Raw genomic sequence first — 16237 nt, 5'->3', positions numbered from 1 at the left:
CGGCGCCACCCGCCCGGTTGGTGTCGGCCCGCGGGGGTACTCCGGACCGGCTTGAAGTCGCTCATGATCAACTGCACCGCGGGACTGTCCCGGCGAGGGGCGTGGTCGTGAGGGGCGGGCCGTGGCGGTCAAGGTGTATGGAGTGGAGTGGGCGGGGGTGCGCGCGGGTGTCCGGGGCGGCTCGGCTGCGTCAGTCCGGCGCGGTCGCGACCCGCAGGGGTACCGGGTCCCAGGGAGCAGGTTCCCGGGCGTGCCGGGCGATCTCCGCCCACCAGGAGGAGCCGTCTTCGAGGTGCCGCAGCAGGATGCCCTCGCGGAGTGCCCAGGGGCAGAGGGTGACCGTGCTGAGGCCGGTCAGTTTCATCGCGGTGTGCCCGACCACCGCGCCGGCCAGGCTCTGCGCGGCGCGCGGCGCGGAGATGCCGGGAAGTTCGGCGCGCTCGGCGGCGGGCAGCGCGGCCAGCCGGCCGATGGCGGCGCGCAGGTCCGCGCGGTGCAACAGCCGTTCGGCGAACGGGCCCTTACGGCCGGGCGGGGCTCCGCACAGCCGCCCCAACTGCTGGAACGTACGTGAAGTGACGACCGCGGTGCGTGGCCCTTCCCAGCGGATCCGGGCCGCCACGTCCCGCAGTTGGTGCCGGACCTTGCGGCGCAGCGCCTTCACCGAGTCCATCGGCGGTGGATCCTGGCCGTCGAAGAACTCACGCGTCAGCCGTCCCGCGCCGAGCGGCAGCGAGGCCGCGAAGTCCGGCAACCGGCCGCGGCCGAAGGCGACTTCGAGGGAACCGCCGCCGATGTCGAGCAGCGCGAGCGGCCCCGACTGCCAGCCCATCCAGCGCCGGGCGCCCAGAAACGTGAGCTCGGCCTCGACCTCGCCCGGCAGGGTGCACAGCTCGACTCCGGTGCGCCCCTGCACGGTGCGCAGGACGTCCTGCCGGTTCGGGGCGTGGCGCACCACAGCCGTGGCGAAGGCCAGCGGATCGGCCGCACCCCACTTCGCGGCGGTCGCGCTCGCCTCGAAGACCGCGTCGATGAGCCGTTCCACGGCCGCCTCGGGAATCCGGCCGCCGGGCCTGACCTCCTCGGACAACCTCAGGCGCCACTTGGCGGTATGGACCGGCAGCGGCACCCCGCCGGCCGCATCCGCCACCACCAGCCGGACCGTGTTCGACCCGACATCCACCACGCTGATTCGCATGGATCCAGGGGTACCCAGCTGACGGACGGACGAACGGGAGCACTCCCGGCGCAACGGTGTCAGCCGCGGCCATCGGCCCGGCGCGGCCCGCCGGTTGCGCTCGTGCGCGGTACCGGACCGGCCTGCGCGGGCGGGCTCCTCGTACCGACGCGCCAACGCCCACCACCCGACTCCGGCGAAGGCCCCGCACCAGAACAGCACGGAGGCCACCGATCCCCGGCAGCGATGAGGGGCCGCCGTCTCCCTGCAGACGGCGGCCCCTCGGTCAGGAGGCGGTACGGGTCACATGTGGACGACCGGCGCGGCGTCCGGGTCCTGCTGCGGCACCCCGCGGCGGAAGAGCAGGAACGCGATCACCGCGCCTGCCGCGAAGAGGCCCGCCGACCACCAGAAGGCGGTGGTGTAGCTCTCGATGGTGGCCTGTGCCTGCACCGCCTCGCTCGTGGCGTCCCGGCCGGAGAGGTAGTCCGTCGCGGCGCTCGCGGCGAGCGTGTTGAGCAGCGCCGTACCGATCGAACCGCCCACCTGCTGCATGGCGTTGACGGTGGCGGAGGCCACGCCCGCGTCCTCGGCCGCCACTCCGCCGGTCGCCATCTGCATGGCCGGCGGTATCACCATGCCGAGGCCCAGGCCGACGACGATCAGCTGCGGCAGCACCGCGCTCACATAGTCCGAGCCGACCTCGATGCCGGTCAGCCAGGCCATGCCGGCCACGCCGATCGCGAAGCCCAGCGGGATCACGGCCTTGGGGCCGATCCGCGGTATCAGCACCGTGGTGCCGACCTGCGCCGAGACCATCAGCGCCGCGACCATCGGCAGGAAGGCCACGCCGGTCTTCGTCGGGCTGAAGCCCAGGTTCAACTGGAGGTAGTAGGTGAGGAAGAGGAACACACCGAACATTCCGGCGCCGGTGATCAGCACGGCCAGGAACGAGGCCGCACGGTCCCGGTCGAGCAGGATGCGCAGCGGCAGCAGCGGGTGCGACGCACGGGTCTGCCACCAGGTGAAGGCCACCAGCAGCACGCCACCCGCGACCAGGAAGCCCCAGGTCTGAGGCGAGGACCAGTCGTGCGTCTCGGCGTTCGAGAAGCCGTAGACCAGGCTGAACAGACCTCCGGCGACCAGGATCGTGCCCGGTACGTCCAGCTTGGAGTTCGCGGCGTCGCGGTGGTTGCTCAGCAGCATCCAGCCGCCGATGACGGCGACCACGGCGATGGCCACGTTGACGTACAGCGTCCAGCGCCAGTCCAGCGCGTCGGTCAGGATGCCGCCGAGGAGCAGGCCCACCGCGCCACCGGCGCCCGCGATGGCGCCGTACACGCTGAACGCCCGGGCGCGCTCACGGGCGTCGGTGAAGGTGGTGTTGAGCAGGGAGAGCGCGGCGGGCGCGAGCAGGGCGGCGAAGACACCCTGGAGGGCACGGGCGACGACCAGCATCTCGAAACTGGTCGCGGCGCCGCCGAGCGCGGAGACGGCACCGAAGCCGACGACCCCCACGAGGAAGGCGGGCTTGCGGCCGAACAGGTCGGCGATCCGTCCGCCGAGCAGCAGCAGGGAGGCGAAGGCGAGCGCGTACGCGGTCACGACCCACTGCCGGTCGCCGTCGGAGAAGCCGAGGTCGGCCTGGGCCGACGGCAGGGCGATGTTCACGATCGTGGCGTCGAGAACCACCATCAGCTGGGCGAGCGCGATGATCGCGAGGATCCACCACCGCTTCGAGGAGGCCTCGGTCGGTGCCGCGGCACCCGTGCGGGTGTCTTCGGCCAGGGTGTTCTGGGACATCGGGAACCACTCCAGGGAAGTCGTTCGAAGGGCACAGGCGTCGTCGAAGGCAAAGAGGCCATAAACGAAACTGTTTCGTACACGTAGAGGCTATGCCGGTTCCTGCGAAACGGCAACGTTTCGCTGGGGTGGGAACGTGTGACGTGCGCTACGCCATCTGCCGTTTCACCAGCTCGTGCAGCCGTCCGCCGGTGTCCGCGAGCAGCTGCGCGGGCGGACCCTGCTGGGCGACCTTGCCGTCCTCCATCACGATCACGCGGTCGGCGTCCAGCACCGTCGACAGGCGGTGGGCGATGACGATGCGGGTGGCGTTGAGCGCCTTGGTGCTCTCGATGACCGTGCGCTGCGTCTCGTTGTCGAGGGCGCTGGTCGCCTCGTCGAAGAAGAGGATGCGGGGCCGGCGGATCAGCGCCTGGGCGATCATCAGCCGCTGCCGCTGGCCGCCGGATATCGCGCCGTTGCCCGCGACGATGGTGTGCAGCCCCATCGGCATCCGCTGGATGTCCTCGGCGAGCCCCGCCATCGCCGCGGCGGCCATCGCCTCCTCGGGCGTGTAGGGCTCGGTGCCGCAGATGACGTCCAGGATGGAACCGGTGAACGGCTGCGCGTGCTGCAGCACCACCCCGCACTGCCTGCGTACGGCGGACTGGTCGAGGGCCGCGAGGTCCTGGCCGTCGTACAGCACACTGCCCGAGACCGGTTTGTCGAAGCCGATGAGCAGCCGCAGCAGCGTCGACTTGCCGCAGCCGCTGGGCCCGACGATCGCCACGAACTCGCCCGGCCGCACCTCGAACGACACGTCGTCCAGGACCAGCGGGCCGTCGTCCGAGTACCTGAACGACAGCCGCCGTGTCTCGATCGCCCCGGTCAGCGGTCCCGGCCGGGTGCTCGCCGTGCGCACCTCGGGCGTCGCGTCCAGCACCGGCTTGATCTCCTCGAACAGCGGCAGCGCGGCCACCGCCGACACGAAGGCGCCGGTGAGCTGGGTGACGGAGGTCAGCAGCATCGTCACCGACGTGCTGAAGGTGAGGAACGCCGCCGCCGACATGTCACCGCGCGCCGGACCGGCCAGCAGCATGAACATCAGCAGCGTGCACAGCGGCAGATACACCGCGCTCAGCACCGCGTTGAGGTTCTTGACGTGGCCCGCCTTCTGCTGCAACTCGCGGCTGCGGGCGAACTCCGACGCCCAGGCGGCGTACGCGTAGTTCTCCGCCGCCGCGACCCTGAGCTTCGGCAGGCCGCGCAGCGTCTGGAAGGCCTGGTTGTTGAGCTTGTTGCCGAGCACGACGAGCCGCCGCTGCCAGCGCACCTGCCACAGTCCGAGCCCCAGGAACACGGCGGCGATCACCACCAGCATGCCGATCGCGGCGAGGGCCATGGAGACGCTGTACCAGAACAGCAGCGCCAGGTTCATCACACCGACGGTCAGCGACTGGGCGAGAACCGGGCCGACTCCCGCCATGAGCCGGCGGATGGAGCTGATGCCCATGGCGGCGCTGGCCAGCTCGCCCGTCGACCGCTCGGTGAAGAACTTCGTCGGCAGCCTGAGCAGGCGGTCCCACACGGCCGGCTGGAGCGTCGCCTCGATACGGCCCTCCAGGCGCAGGATCGTCAGGTTCTGCAGCAGCATGAAGGCCGCCGCCACCACGCTGCTGACCATCACCGCCAGACAGACCTGCACGATCAGCCCGGTCTGGGCCTTCGGCACGAACTCGCCGAGCACCTTGCCGGTCGCGATCGGCACCAGAGCGCCGATGGCCACCGTGACCAGGCCGCTGACGACGAGGCTCGTCAGATCGCCGCTCGTGCCCCGCATGCTGAACCGCAGCAGCCGCAGCGGGCTGAGCGCGCGGTCCGGCAGCGGACGGTAGAACATCACCGCACGCGGCTCGAACTCCTCCGCGTTGGCCTTCTCGACCGGCGTCTCCCGGCCGGTCGCCGGATGGACGGCGACATAACCGCCACGCCGCCACAGCAGGGCGACCGGCGCTCCGGACAGCGCCCGGTGGCCGACCATCGGACCGACGTTGTCCCGCCACCAGCGGCCGTCCAGGCGTACGGTCCTGGTGCGCACGCGGGACGCGACGGCGACCTGCTCGACCGGATCGAGCCGGTCACTTCCGGTGCCGGTCTGCGCGGGCTGCGCGAGGGTGATTCCGGCGGCCTGGGCGACCAGCTTGCAGGCGGCGTAGGAGGCGTCCGCGTCGGCGGCCGTCGCACGCTTCCCCGACGACTTGCCGATCGACGCGAGCAGTGTCCGGTCGGCCTCGGCGCGGACCGCCTCACCGGCCTTGATGCCGGCCGCGGTCCGGGTCTCGTGGGTGCGCTCCAGCTGCTCGATCCAGCGGTCCAGCGTCGACAGCAGCCGGTACTGCTGGTCGACCATGCCCTGCCAGACGCCCGGGTCCATCAGCAGGTCGGCGGCTGCTTCCGCGCCGTACAGGGAGCCGTACTGCACGCTGCCGGGCGGCACCTGCATCCAGAACACGTCGTCGTCGGTGGGCGCGGCGGCCGTGTCACCGGCCATCGGTGCCTGGAAGAGGATGGACAGGCTGCGGCCGACGCCGAGGGCGAGGGCGTACTCCAGCGGGCTCGTCGTGGGCGGGACGTACTGGGGGTTGCCGTACTCGTCGTACGACCAGGTCTGGGTGTTCGCGGGCTGGTACAGCTCGCGCAGCCCGATGCGGTGCACGACGCAGCCCCGGGCCGGGCGGGCGACGAGCGTGTGCTGCGGGCCCGGGACCGGGCCGAGCAGCAGCGAGCCCGTCTCCAGGCGGCCGAGGTGGTGCCAGTGGCCCTGCTGCCCGGCGTCGACCGCGAACAGGTCCATGGCGCCGGACGCGACCAGCCACAGCACCTGCGGGCCTTCGAGGTCGAGGCGGCCCTGCCCGGTGCAGTCGATCGGCGTGCCCATCTGACCGAGCGCGCCGAGGACCAGGTCGCCCTCGTGAACGGACGTCATCTCACCGCTCCTTGACCAGCGCGGCGTACGCGCCGCCCGCTGCCACCAGGGCGTCGTGCCGCCCGCGTTCCACGACCGTGCCGTGCTGGAGTACGACGATCTCGTCGCTGTCGCGCACGGTGCTGAGCCGGTGGGCGATGACCACGCAGGCGCAGCCGCGCTTGCGCAGGTTGTCCATCACTTCCAGCTCGGTCTCCGCGTCCAGGGCGCTGGTCACCTCGTCGAGGACGAGGATGCTCGGTCTGCGCACCAGCGCCCGGGCGATCTCCAGGCGTTGCCGCTGCCCGCCGGAGAAGTTCCGGCCGTCCTGCTCCACCCGGCTCCGGATCCCGCCCGGCCTGCGCATGACGACGTCGTGCAGGGCCGCGTCCCGCAGCGCGTCCACCACCGCCTCGTCCGGGATCGACGGGTCCCACAGGGCCACGTTGTCCCGGACGGTGCCCTCGAAGAGGAAGACGTCCTGGTCGACGAAGGAGACGGAGGCGGCGAGCGCGCCGCGCGGGATGTCGTCGAGGCGCTGTCCGTCGATGCGGATGACGCCGTCCCAGGGGGTGTAGAGGCCCGAGATGAGGCGGGACACCGTGGACTTGCCGCTGCCCGAGCCGCCGACCAGCGCGACCTGCCGGCCCGGGCCGACGGTCAGGTCGAAGCCGGTGAGCAGGGGCTTGTCGAGCGGGTTGTAGCCGAAGGTGATGTTCTGCAGCTCGATGTGCCCGTGCAGTCGGCGCGTCGAGTCGCCGGTGCCGGAGCGGCCGTAGAGCGGGTCGGCCTGGAAGTTCTCGACGTCCTTCAGCCGGGCCACGTCGGCGGCGAAGTCCTGGATGCGGCCGGCGACGCCGTTGAGGCGGGTGATCGGCGCGGTGAAGCGGGTGACCAGCGCCTGGAAGGCGACCAGCAGGCCGACGGATATATGGCCCTCGACCGCCCGCATGCCGCCGATCCACAGGATGAGCGCGCTGTTGAGGGTGGCGAGCGTCGGCGCGACCACGCCCAGCCAGGCGCTCGGCACGCCCAGCCGCTGCTGTTCCTCCAGCGTGGTGGCGTGCTGCCCGGCCCACTTGCGGAAGTAGCCGTCCTCGCCGCCGGTCGCCTTCATCGTCTCGATCAGCTGCAGACCCGTATAGGCGGTGTTGGTGAGCCGGGCGCTGTCGGCGCGCAGCTTCGCCGTCCGGGTCGCGCGGAGCCGGATGACGACCCGCATCGCCACCACGTTCAGCAGCGCGACGCCGATGCCGACGAAGGTGAGCTGGGGGTCGTACGTGTAGAGGAGGACGGCGTAGAGGACCACGACCACCGCGTCCACGCCCGCCGCCGCGAGATCGCGGGCGAGCGTCTCCGCCACCTGGTCGTTCGACTGGAGGCGCTGCACCAGGTCGGCCGGGCTGCGCTGGGAGAAGAACGTCACCGGCAGCCGCAGCAGATGGCGCAGGAAGCGGGCGCTGGAGAGGGTGGAGGAGATGATGCGCCCGCGCAGCAGGTTCGCCTGTTGCAGCCAGGTCAGCACGAGCGTGAGCAGCACGCACGTCCCCATCGACAAGAACAGCACGCCGAGCAGGGAGGTCTGGCCCCCGATGAGGAACATGTCGATGTAGGTGCGGCTCAGCGCGGGCACCGCCGCGCCGACCACCACCAGCAGCAGGCTCGCCAGCACCGCGGCGGGCATCGTGCCCGCGGTGCCCCGCAGCCGGGCGGGCATCGTGCCGAGGACGCCCGGCTTGCGGCCGCCCTTCTCGAACTCCTCGCCCGGCTCCATGACCAGGACGACGCCCGTGAAGCTGGTGTCGAAGTCCTCCATGGGCACGAAGCGGCGGCCTTTACCGGGGTCGTTGATGTGCACCCCGCGGCGGCCGAAGCGGCGCCCCATGCCGTCGTAGACGACGTAGTGGTTGAACTCCCAGAACAGGATGGCGGGGGCCTTCACCTCGGCGAGGGCCGCGGTGTCCATCTGCATGCCCTTGGCGGTCAGGCCGTAACTGCGCGCCGCCTTCAGCAGGTTGCTGGCGCGCGAGCCGTCCCGGGACACGCCGCACGCGATGCGCAGCTCCTCCAGCGGGACATGCCGTCCGAAGTGGCCGAGCACCATCGCGAGGGAGGCGGCGCCGCACTCGACGGCCTCCATCTGGAGCACGGTGGGGGTGCGGACGCTCTTGCCCCGGCCCTTGGGCACCGGGCGGCGCTTCGGCGGCGCGGCCCGGCGCCTGCCGCGGGTCTCCTGTGCGGCGCTCACGGCAGCAGCCAGTCGACGGGATGCTGATCGGCCAGCCGGATCTGGCCCTCGGCCGCGGTCATGGAGGTCAGGGCGAACGGCGGCCCGTCCGCGGACGACCACTTGTAGCCGCTCTTGGTGCTCTTCTCCTTGTCGAGCCTGACCAGTACGGCCACCGGCCTGCCGTCCTCGGTGAACTGCTCGCCCAGCTGGCTGTCCCCGAGGAACGCGGCGATCTGCTGCGCCGACTGGGCCGAGCGGTCCACCGACTTCACATGGCCGCGCAGCACGCCGTACTCCTGGGTCGGCACGGACTGGACGGTCAGGTCGACGGCCGCGTTCGCGGGGATGGAGGCCGCGTTCTGGGCGGGCACGTACACCGTCGCGTACAGCGGGTCCTTGGCGCGGGCGACCTTCTCCACGGCGGCGACGTTCGCGCCGGTGGAGATGATCTGCCCGATGGTGGCGGCGAGCGCGGTGAGCCGGCCGGCCGCGATGGTGCGCACGACGGTTTCGCCGTCGTTCGTACGGACCTTCAGGACCGGCGAGTTCGCGGGCAGCCGCTCGCCCTCCTCGGCGAGGATCGCGGTGACCTGGCCCGCGACCGGGCTCTGCAGGATGTAACTGCCCTGTCCGTGCGTGAGGATGGCGGGCGCACTGACCGTGGAGGCCACCGAACCGGTCACCGCCCACACCGAGGCGGCCGCCATGACGACCACCGTCACGGAGAGGACGAGCCAGCCCTGGGGGCGGGCGAAACGCACCGGAAGGTCGAGTTCCTCCGGTGACTGGAGTCTGGCGAGGGCCTGCTGGCGGAACTGCACGGAACTTTCCCTCACCTGCAGACGACAACGGACCGGTTCTCACGAACCGGCTGGATGACGGCAACCGAAAGACCCGGAGCCGGGGTACGGCTCCGGGACTCTACGGCACAGGCTGCGGTCAGAGACCGGCGACCAGGCTGGTGACCGGGGCGGTGTCCAGGCCGGTGGTGCCCTCAACCGTGCCGACGGCCGAGTTGACCAGGCCGGAAACCGGAGCAACGCTGTCCACGAGACCGGTGACGGTGCCAAGGGCGTTCAGGGACAGGCCGCCCGAGACGTTGTCCAGCTCGGCGTCGGAGATCTCGACGGTCTCAACCTGGGGGGTGGAGTTCATGATGGAACTTCCCTTCGTATGGATATTTCACAAGGGGGGAGCGGCCCCCTTCTGGGGACAGACCGAAGGCCGCGAACCGCAGGTGCACGGGCGCCCGTTTCCGGGGTCCCTTCGCGGCCCCCGCGGTGCAACGGATCAAAGCACGCGGCCACCGTGGGCTTCCAATCAACCAACGGTCCCACCAGCGCACTTGAGTCACACGGGCCCCGTTCCGTGCAGGTCTGCGCACGGCTCGGTGGCGAGTTCTTCACATCCGGCACGGCATCGGCGCGTGCCGCCCTCTTCCCGTCGCGCGGGAGAATCCGACACTCCGGCCCCAAAGGCGTGCCGGGAGGCGTGAGTTTGTGCAGAACTCTCGTTCCCGGTGACTTGGTTGCGCAGTCAGTGTGCAGATTCCCTGAAGCCGGGATTCCGTTCGTGATTCCAAGCAGACCGTAATTGATCGAATACTGAACGTGTCGGTCGCGCGGCGTGCGCGTGCGGAGAGCCGACCGTGGCCGAATCGGCGTGCCCGGAAAGCGGAATTGAACGCACCGGGCGCCCCCTGCGTACCTCTGGCCATCCAGGCGCCCCAACAGTTGCCGCACGGCAGCACAGACCCCGTCCCCGGGAGGTCGAGAAGTTTGAGTCACAAGCGAATTCCGAAGCGCAAGGCCGCGATAGCAGCGGGCGGCGTCGCGGCGCTCGGTGCCGCCGCGATCCTGCTGCCCAACGCGAACGCGTCCCAGGACGGCGCGTCGGACGCCGCCGCGCCAAAGACTCTGCAGGCGGCGGACGCCTCGGATCTCGCCTCGCAGCTCGCCGAGCTGCTCGGCGACGCCTACGCCGGTTCCTACTACGACGAAGGCGATCAGCAGCTGATCATCAACGTGATCGGCGACAACAACGAGGTGATCGTGCAGGCCGAGGAGGCCGGCGCGGAGGTCCGCCAGGTCGACAACAGCATGGCCGAACTGGAGGCCGGCGCGGCGACCCTGAAGGCCGAGGCGACCATTCCGGGCACGGCCTGGGCCGTCGACCCGCGCACCAACAAGCTCCAGGTCACCGCCGACTCCACGGTCACCGGCGCCAATTGGGACAGACTGGAGTCGACCGTCCAGAGCCTCGGTTCGGACATGGCGACGATCACGAAGTCCGCGGGCACGTTCAAGACGTTCGCGTCCGGCGGCGACGCCATCTTCGGCGGCGGCGCGCGCTGCTCCCTCGGCTTCAACGTCACCGCGGGCGACGGCACCCCCGCCTTCCTCACCGCGGGCCACTGCGGGGTCGCCGCGGCCGAGTGGTCGGACTCCGAGGTGGGGGCGCCGATCGGCACCGTCGACCAGGCCGTCTTCCCCGGCGAGGGCGACTTCGCGCTCGTCAAGTACGACGACCCGGCGACCGTGGCCCCGAGCGAGGTCAACACCGGCGACCAGACCGTCGCCATCACCCAGGCCGCGGAAGCCGCCGTCGGCCAGGAAGTCTTCCGGATGGGCAGCACCACCGGCCTCGCCGACGGGACCGTCACCGGCCTCGACGCCACGGTGAACTACCCGGAGGGCACGGTCACCGGCCTCATCCAGACGGACGTCTGCGCCGAGCCCGGCGACAGCGGCGGCTCGATGTTCACGCAGGACGGCAGCGCCATCGGCCTGACCTCCGGCGGCAGCGGCGACTGCACCGTCGGCGGCGAGACGTTCTTCCAGCCGGTCACCACGGCGCTGGCAGCGGTCGGCGCGACCCTCGGCGACGGCGGCGCGGCGGGTGGCGCCGGTGACGAGGCCGGCGGTGAGGACGCGGGCGCCGGTGAGGATGCGGGCGCCGGTGAGGATGCGGGCGCCGGTGAGGATGCGGGCGCCGGTGAAGAGGCCGGAGCGGGCGAGGAAGCCGGTGCCGGTGAAGAGGCCGGTGTCGGTGAAGAGGCCGGTGCCGGTGAAGAGGCCGGTGCCGGTGAGGAAGCCGGTGCGGGCAACGCCGATGGCACCGGCAACGGCCTCGGCGAGATCGTCGGCAACGGCGTCGGCGTGAACTGACCCGCCGATTCCGCCGATTCCGGCGCACGGATCCCAGCAGATCCGCAGGAACGTGGTCCGGCCCTCCGGCGGGAGGGCCGGACCACCTGTGCGCGGGGGCCGCGCTGACGCTCCCTCACTCCCGCGCCCGCAGCAGCAGCAACGCCACGTCGTCCAGCCGCTCCTCGGTCGCCGCGCTCCGCTCCACCAGCCGGTCCGCCAGCTCGTCGAGGGGCAGGTCCCCGGCCTCGCCGAGCCGCTGCCCGAGACCGGCGAGCGCGTCCTCGATGTCGAGGCCGGGGGATTCGATCAGCCCGTCGGTGTAGAGGGCGAGCACACAGCCGGGCGCGAGATCGACCTCCGTCGTCGGATACGTGGCCGAGGCATCGATGCCCAGCAGCGGACCGCCCGCCAGGTCGAGCACCCGGACCCGGCCGTCCGCCCGGCGCAGCAGCGGCGGCGGATGCCCGGCCCGCGCCATCACGGCCATCCCGCGCGCGGGATCGAGCCGCAGATACAGACAGCTGGCGAACAGATCGGCACCCAGGTCGATCAGCAGCCGGTTGGTGCTGCGCATGACCTCCTCGGGAGCCTGCCCGACGGCCGTGTACGCACGCACGGCGGTACGGAGCTGCCCCATCAGCCCCGCCGCCGTCACGTTGTGTCCCTGCACGTCCCCGATCACCGCGGCGGCCAGCGGCCGGCTCGGCACCAGGTCGTAGAAGTCACCGCCGATCTCCATGCCCCGCGTCGCGGGCAGATAGCGCGCGGCGGCGTCGACGCCGGGCAGCCGCGGCAGCGAGTGCGGCAGCAGCGCCGCCTGCAGCCCGTGCGCGAGCTGGTGCTTGGCGTCGTAGAGCAGCGCCCGCTCCAGCGCCTGCGCGATCAGCCCGCCCAGGCTGGTGAGCACGGCCCGCTCGTCGGTGGGGAAGGGGTGCGGCTCGGCATAGGCGAGCACACAGGTCCCCACCGGCCGGCCGGAGGCGATCAGCGGCAGATACGCCCAGGCCGCGAAGGGGTCCGGGGGTGTGTGCCGCACCGGGTACAGGCGCTCCAGCTGCTCCCGCGACTCGAAGAACGCGGGCACCCCGCTGCTCAGGGCGTGCGTGCCCGGCGTCCGCTCGGTCAGCGGCAGCCCGTCGAACCGCTCCACGAGGTGCCGGTCCGGGTAGCCGCGATGCCCGAGCACATGCAGCCGGCCCCCGCGTGAGCCCAGGACCACCAGGGCCTGGCTGCCCACGGCCGGCGCGATCTCGTCGGCGACCAGCTGCACCACGTCCTGCACACTCACGGCCTCGGTGAGCGCGCCGGCCAGGCTCAGCACCTGGGAGATGGTGACCAGCCGGGTCGGCGCACCGCCCGGCTGCGGCCCGCCCCTGCTCAACTCGGACACGGCCCGCGCCCGGCTGATGCGCACACTCAGCCCGGTCGTACTCGGATACAGCCGGAACGACAGCCAGTCGCCCGGCGGGCGCAGCGCCACGAACGACGTGGACTGCTGGCTGATCAGCGCGGCCCGGTAGCGGTCCTCGTACACCGGATCGTTCAGCCAGGGCACCGCCGCCCACAGCTGCGTGCCCAGCAGACCGCTCGCCGGCACCCCGATCAGCTCGGCCGCCGCCGCGTTGGCGAAAGAGATCCGGCCCTGCATATCCAGCGAGCACAGGCCGTACGGCAGCCGCGCCACCATCCGCGCCGCCTCGACCGTACCGAGCGTGCCGGCCGTCCCGCCGAGCGGCGGCTCCGCCAGCAGATCCGGCTCGGGGTGCGGCGGGTGGCTGTCCCGCACGGCGCGCTCCAGCCGTACCGCCAACCGGTCGCAGGCGGCCGTCAGGTGGTCACGCTCCCGCTCGGACAGCTCCGGCGGATGGGTACCCGGCCAGGTCACGAAGACGGCCCCGTACTGGGTGGCCGGCGTCGCCACCGGCAGCGCCGCCAGCGCGAACGGGTAGGGGAGTACCACGGCGATGCGCGGATAGCGGCGTGCCATGTCCTCCTCGCCGCCGACCCAGACCAGCCGCCGCTCCCGCAGCGCGTCCGCCACCGGGACCGGGGCGCTCAGACCGATCCGCTCCCACGGGGCGGCGAACGCCCGGGGCAGCCCCGCCATCACCGCCATCTCCAGCACCGGCTCGTCGGCGGCCAGCAGATACACCGCTCCGGCGTGCGCGTGGACCTCGTCCATCATCGAGGCCAGCGCGAGCGACAGCAGCGGACGGCCGACCCGCGTCCTGGCGGCCGCCGGCACGCGTGCGGGCGACCGCTGCCCGTCGGACACGCCGACCACCTCCTCGCACGGCCGCGCGGACGGGTTCTTGGGATCAAATCTCTCTCGTGCCCGGCCGTCGCGCACGGCGAGCGCACCACGAGCGGGGCCCGGCAGGCGCAGGTGGAGGCACGTCGTCGCCGAGCGGTCACAGGGGCTGCGCGCGCGCCCCATACGCGCTGTAATGACGGACGTGGTCACTGAGGGCGATGCGGAACGCGGAACGCGAACCCTGCGTGCCGAAACCGCCCTCAAGACGCTGACGGCCGATCCCGAGGCCCCCGGCCGGCTGCGCCGGATGCTCGAACAGGTCCTCGTCTTCGCGCGGGCCTCGTTCGCCGCCGTGTACACCCCGAGCGAGGACGGCGAAGTGCTGTGCCTGGTCGAGTCGGCGGGCGTGCCCCGGACGCTGTACGGCCTGCGCGACAGCTATCCGGTGTCCGGCCGGTCCCCGCTGGCCGGCGCGCACCGCTCCGGGCAGGCCGTGTGGCTCGGCCCGCAGGAACTCGCCGAGGGAGCCGAGTCGCGGCGGGTGCCCTCCCGGGAGTTCCACCTGGCCGCCCTGCCCGTGCGCGGTGACGGCGGCGGCGCGCTCGTCGCGCTGAGTGACAGCCCCGAGGGCTACGACACCGAGGACCGTGCCTGCCTCGAACTGATCGCCGACGCGGTCGCCTCGCCCGTCCCGCCGGCGTCCGCCGAAGGCGGCGAACTGCCCGCGGGCGCGTTCAGCCTCGCCATGGACACCGGCCGCGTCGAGATCGGCGACGACATCCTGGAGCTGTTCGGTCTCGACCCGGCGGACTTCGACGGCCGGGTCGAGACCCTGCTGGGCCTGACCGTCCCCGAGGACCTGCCGTCCCTGATGTCCGTCGTCGAGGCCGACCACATGTCCATCGGCGACCGCGAGCTGGAGTTCCGGGTCCTGCAGCCCGCCGGGCCGCCCAAGTGGCTGCGGCTGCGCGGCCGACTGCTGCCGGGCGGCGAGGGCCGCCAGGCCCGGCTCGTCGGAACGGTCGCCGACGCGTCCAAGCTGCGCTCCGACGTCACCGACGTGGCCCGCGTCCAGCGGCTGGCCGCCGCGCTGGCCATCGCCGGGACCGTACGCGACGTCGGCCAGGCCGTCGTGTCGGCGCTGCGCGGGCCGCTGCGGGCCGACCGGATCGCGCTCGCCGAGCTGGAGGCGGAGCGGCTCGTCGTGACCGTCCTCGATCCGCCCGAACCGGAGTCCTGGCCCGAGCTGTGGCGCTCGGAGTGGCGCTCCGAGTGGCCCGACGCGCCCGTGCGCGCGATGCCCACCCTCGCCGCCGCCCTGCGCGAGGGCCGCGCCCGGATCTGGCCCGCCGGCACCGCCCTGGAGCCCGCGCTCGCCGAGGTCGGTCCGGGCGGGCTCGCCGTCCTGCCGCTGCCCGGCGCGGGCCGGATGGCCGGCGCCTGCCTGATCGGCTGGGACACCCCGCACGACTTCGGACCCGACGAGCGTGCCCTGCTCACCGCCTGCGCCGGCCTCGCCGGGCAGGCCCTGATGCGGGCCCGCGCCTTCGACGCCGAACACGAACTCGTCGGCATGCTCCAGCGCCAGCTGCTGCCGCGCCGCCTGCCCCGGCTGCCCGGCGCGGAAGCCGTCGCCCGCTACCTGCCCAGCACCGCGGGACTGGAACTCGGCGGCGACTGGTACGACGTGATCCAGCTGCCCGACCACCATGTCGCCCTCGTCATCGGCGACGTCCAGGGCCACAGCGCCGGCGCCGCCACCCTGATGGGCCAGATGCGCACGGCCCTGCGCGCCTACGCCGCCGAAGGACACCCGCCCGACGTCGTGGTCTCGCACGCCAACCGGCTCCTGATGGAGCTGGAGACCGACCTCTTCGCCACCTGCTGCTATGTCGACATCGCCATGGAGGAGGGCTCCGCCTGGTGCGTGCGCGCCGGCCACCTGCCGCCGGTACTGCGCCACCCCGACGGCAGCACGGAGATCGCCGAGGCGGAGGGCGGGCCGCCGCTCGGCGTGGTCACGCAGACCGAGTTCCCGATGAACCCGCTGCGGCTGCAGCCGGGCACGCTGGTCGCCCTGACCACCGACGGCCTGGTCGAGTCCGCCGACGCCGACATCGACGACGGCATGGACCGGTTCGCCCGGGCACTCGCCGCCTCCGACCCCGCCCACCTCGGCCTCGTCGCCGACGCCCTCCTCGGCAACGCCCGCCGCAGCGACGACGTGGCCCTGCTCCTGCTGCGCTACGACGGCATGGCCGTACGCCCGCTGCGGGAGAGCTGGACGGTGTGGCGCGTCCCCGAGGCCGTCCGGCACGCCCGCCGCTTCACCCGGCGCACCCTGCGCGCCTGGGGGGTGACCGAGGAACAGGACGCCGTCCTCCTGGTGGTCTCCGAACTGGTCACCAACGCCCTGGTGCACACCGACGGCCGGGTCCGCCTCGACCTCACCCTCGTCAGCAACCGGCTGCGCGTCGCGGTCGCCGACGCCTCGCCCCGCAGCCCGATCAAGCCGGCCAGCATCGGCTGGGAGGCCACCGGCGGTCGCGGCATCCTCCTCGTCGAGGCCATGTCCGGGTCCTGGGGGACCGTTCCGGTCAGCGGCGGCAAGCAGGTGTGGAGCGAGATCGCCCTTGAGCGGACCAAATGAAGGGTGAACGTTCCCTTTCCGGCGATCGAG

General features: G+C 72.4%; 9 protein-coding genes. 2 read left to right on the top strand and 7 right to left on the bottom strand.

Going from position 1 to position 16237, the window contains the following annotated elements; translation table 11 throughout:
- Positions 1 to 190: 190 nt before the first annotated feature.
- From GFH49_RS02895 to GFH49_RS02870, 6 genes are all read right to left on the bottom strand, one after another.
- A complete protein-coding gene (locus tag GFH49_RS02895; protein WP_155054146.1) occupies positions 191 to 1198 on the bottom strand; it encodes a Ppx/GppA family phosphatase in 1008 nt (335 codons plus the stop codon).
- 282 nt (positions 1199 to 1480) lie between these two features.
- Positions 1481 to 2980 (bottom strand): MFS transporter, encoded by a 1500-nt coding sequence (locus GFH49_RS02890; RefSeq protein WP_155054145.1) that lies wholly within the window; start codon positions 2978 to 2980, stop codon positions 1481 to 1483.
- 148 nt (positions 2981 to 3128) lie between these two features.
- Complete coding sequence (locus GFH49_RS02885; RefSeq protein ID WP_155054144.1) at positions 3129 to 5945, bottom strand: NHLP bacteriocin export ABC transporter permease/ATPase subunit; 2817 nt, start codon at positions 5943 to 5945, stop codon at positions 3129 to 3131.
- Between the two features lies 1 nt (position 5946).
- Complete coding sequence (locus tag GFH49_RS02880) at positions 5947 to 8172, bottom strand: NHLP family bacteriocin export ABC transporter peptidase/permease/ATPase subunit (protein WP_155054143.1); 2226 nt, start codon at positions 8170 to 8172, stop codon at positions 5947 to 5949.
- Positions 8169 to 8975, bottom strand: a complete 807-nt coding sequence (locus GFH49_RS02875) for an HlyD family efflux transporter periplasmic adaptor subunit (RefSeq protein ID WP_155054142.1) — start codon at positions 8973 to 8975, stop codon at positions 8169 to 8171. Before GFH49_RS02875 ends, GFH49_RS02880 begins: the two co-directional genes overlap by 4 nt.
- 118 nt (positions 8976 to 9093) lie before the next feature.
- On the bottom strand, positions 9094 to 9309 hold the full coding sequence (locus tag GFH49_RS02870; protein WP_155054141.1) for a type A2 lantipeptide: 216 nt from the start codon (positions 9307 to 9309) through the stop codon (positions 9094 to 9096).
- A 623-nt stretch (positions 9310 to 9932) separates the two neighbouring features.
- On the opposite strand from GFH49_RS02870, the gene GFH49_RS02865 reads away from it, so the two are divergent.
- Positions 9933 to 11321 (top strand): S1 family peptidase, encoded by a 1389-nt coding sequence (locus GFH49_RS02865; RefSeq protein WP_155054140.1) that lies wholly within the window; start codon positions 9933 to 9935, stop codon positions 11319 to 11321.
- A 115-nt stretch (positions 11322 to 11436) separates the two neighbouring features.
- Here the strand turns inward: GFH49_RS02865 and GFH49_RS02860 are convergent, their stop codons facing one another.
- Entirely contained in the window at positions 11437 to 13587 is a 2151-nt protein-coding gene (locus GFH49_RS02860) for a SpoIIE family protein phosphatase (protein WP_155054139.1), read from the bottom strand.
- Positions 13588 to 13750: 163 nt separating this feature from the next.
- Between GFH49_RS02860 and GFH49_RS02855 the strand changes: the two genes are divergently transcribed.
- Positions 13751 to 16207, top strand: a complete 2457-nt coding sequence (locus GFH49_RS02855) for a SpoIIE family protein phosphatase (protein ID WP_155054138.1) — start codon at positions 13751 to 13753, stop codon at positions 16205 to 16207.
- Positions 16208 to 16237 lie beyond the last annotated feature (30 nt).

Source organism: Streptomyces blattellae (assembly GCF_009709555.1).
Classification (GTDB): domain Bacteria; phylum Actinomycetota; class Actinomycetes; order Streptomycetales; family Streptomycetaceae; genus Streptomyces; species Streptomyces blattellae.
This window is presented reverse-complemented; position numbering and strand designations above follow the sequence as displayed.